We start from the raw sequence: 2883 nt of genomic DNA, 5'->3' as shown, positions 1-2883 counted from the left end.
GATGACGTGACCCACCGGCAGATCGTGGATGGCGTACAGCGCCTCGGTCCAATGCAATTGTTTGCTGATGACGTCGTATTCCCAGCCGCCGATCTTGGCGGTGGCCTGCATGTCCTTGAGCAGGTTGTCGAGCCGCACGCGTTCGCCGATGTCACGGAACACCAGCACCGTGCCCACCGACGCGCCTTCTTCGGTGACGGGAAGAATTTTGTATTCGACCGGACGGAACGTGCCGTTCTTCTTACGCAACAACGCGCCGACGCCACGCATGATGTCGGTGGTGTAACGCACGCGCCGAACCGGATCGGTGCGCGAATCACCATCTTCCTGCGTGTTGATCAGCACGCGATAGTCGAGACCGGCCAACTCCTCGGGCTCGTAACCGAGCATCTTGGCGGCGGCCGGATTGGCGTAGCGCACATGACCGACATTATCGAGCTCGAGCACGCCTTCGCCCGAGCCTTCGACGATCGATTGGTTGCGTCGGTTAGCGGCTGTCAGCTGGGCATGGCGACGTCGCAGATGGCCGCGCAGTTTCCCGAGCAGCGCAACGGAGACGAACGCCGGCACCAGGCCGAGGACGATGCCCACGACCAGAGTGACGACGCTGCCGCTGAGCAGTCCTTGCAGTGAGTTCATGGCGCGATGGCGCGAACCGTATTACGGCTTTGCGCCCGGCTCCCTCCCGGCATACCAGTTGACTGCGTACTGCATGAGTTGCGCCGACGTGCGCAACGACAGCTTGCGCTTGATGCGTTGACGATGCGATTCGACCGTCTTGACGCTCAGGTTCAACGCCTCGGCGGTCTGACGCGTCGACAACCCCTTGCCGATCATGTGCAACACCTGCAGTTCTCTATTAGTGAGGCTATCGACCGGATTCGAGGAAATATAAGCGCCGCCGGAGGCAAACTTTTCGATCATGCTGTTACCGACGGCTTCGCTGACATAAATGCCGCCGTCGAGCACGCGACGGAGCGCGATCAGGAACTGATCGGAAGCCGCCTGTTTCATGATGTAACCGTTGGCGCCGGCCGACAGCATGCGTTCGGCGTAGATCGCCTCGTCATGCATCGACAGCACCAGCAACGGCAATGCCGGGTAATGGGCGCGCGCGTCTTTCACCAGCTCCAGGCCATCGCCTTGCTTGAGCGACACGTCGACGATCACCGCATCCGGTTCCTGTTCGCGGATCAGCGATTTGGCTTCGCGGGCCGTTTCGGCCTCGCCACACACTTCCAGATCCGCCTCGGCTTCGATCAAACGCCGCAATCCCTGACGGACGATGGGATGGTCGTCGACGATCAGCACGCGGCGCTTCTGGTCCTTGGACACACCCGGTGGCTTGTGTGCCGGTTTGAACAGAGAAGGCCCAACGCTCATTGCTTCACTCCTAATTAAACTTTAGCCGGCGCGCCGACGAGGACGCCGCGCCTTGGCGACATCGGCCGCGGGTTCGAGCGGACATTCGCAAACGATTCGAGTGCCGGGGGTACCGCGCTCGAAGCGAACTTCGCCGCCTAGGATCCGCGCACGGTAGCGCATGATCTTCAGGCCCATGCCCGGTGCGTCCACCGCATCCGACGGCATGCCGATGCCGTCGTCAGTTACCGTCAGCCGAACCTTAGCGCGGGCCCCATGCAAATGCAGTCGTATAGACCGCGCCTGGCCATGCCGGACAGCGTTCCGAACCGCTTCCTGCGCAATCCGATACAGATGATTGGCTAATTCGGTACTCAACGGGCGAATGGTCTTCACACGGTGAGAACAAGTGACTTCGACGCTATAAAGCTCCGAGGCGTGCATTGCTAAGCCGTCCAGCGCGTCCGACAAACCGCCGCGCTCCAAATTGACCGGCGACAGACCGCGAGCCAGCGCGCGAGTGCTCTCGATCGAGCTGTTCACCAGCCGCGTAATGCCCTCGATTTCCGGAAGAATGGTCGGATATTCGCTGGTCAGCCGGCCGGCCAGACCGCGCAACATCAGTGCGATGCCGGTCAACTCCTGACCGAGGCCGTCGTGTAGATCGTTCCCGATACGGTACTGCTCGCGGCTGACCGCTTGCAGGATGGCCCGCTCCAGCTGTTTGCGTTCGCTGACATCCTGAAGCACCAGCAGACTGTGATTACGGCCGGCGACCTCGAAGCGCGACAACACGCCGAGCGCATTGAAATGGGATTCATCGGCGCGCCGCCCGTCGAATTCCACTTGCATGGAACGACCTTGTTTGGCCGACAGCGGTTGCCAACGCTCCGGCTGCTCGAACGGCCAGCCGGCCAGCATCGACATGTTGCGGCCGATGAGTTCGCCGCGCCGATATCCGAATAAGGTATCGAACGCCGGATTGGTGATCTCGATCACACCTTGCTCGTTGATCACGGCCACGCCCTCGAGCATGGATTCGATCATGCGAGCCTGGGTCGCGATGGCGCGCTCGGCGCGCACCTGCTCGGTGGTTTCGCTGGTGACCACCGCCAGCGCCACGATTTTCTGGTCGTCGCGAATCGGACTGACGCGCACGTCGAAGTGACGCGACTGGCCGTCGTTACCTTCGATCTCGGCGACGTAACCGTCGACCTGACCGTTGGCCAACACTCGATGCAGAGTCGACAGCGCGCGCGCATGCAGGCTCTGTGGAAACAAATCGGTGATCAGTGCGCCTTCGAGTTGCTTGGCGCTGCGCTCGCCGAGGCCGCGATTGGCCATCAGGATGCGCAAGCTGCGATCGACCACGAACACGGTGTCGCCGACCGCGGCGACCAGCTGTCGCAGCGTTTCGGTCTGCAGCGTCGAGCGCAGTCCCAGCTCGGCAGGCATCGTGCCGCCGCTGGCGAGATCGATTGGTTTCGCTGTGTTCAAAGCCGTGCAGTTCCTTGCAAGCGG

General features: G+C 61.9%; 3 protein-coding genes. All 3 read right to left on the bottom strand.

Translation table 11 applies throughout. The features are described 5' to 3' along the window. The coding region (locus JNL55_RS00405; protein ID WP_293848153.1) for a PAS domain-containing protein at window positions 1–639 on the bottom strand (639 nt) is incomplete at its 3' end. Window positions 640–660: 21 nt separating this feature from the next. Next, window positions 661–1383, bottom strand: a complete 723-nt coding sequence (locus JNL55_RS00400; protein WP_293848151.1) for a response regulator — start codon at window positions 1381–1383, stop codon at window positions 661–663. Between the two features lie 21 nt (window positions 1384–1404). Further along, window positions 1405–2883 (bottom strand): PAS domain S-box protein (locus tag JNL55_RS00395; RefSeq protein WP_293848150.1); only part of this gene is annotated, 1479 nt, incomplete at its 5' end.

This window comes from Steroidobacter sp., assembly GCF_016790065.1.
In the GTDB taxonomy this organism is placed as follows: Bacteria; Pseudomonadota; Gammaproteobacteria; order Steroidobacterales; family Steroidobacteraceae; genus Steroidobacter.
The sequence above is the reverse complement of the archived record's forward strand: the minus strand, read 5'-3'. Positions and strand labels throughout refer to the sequence as shown.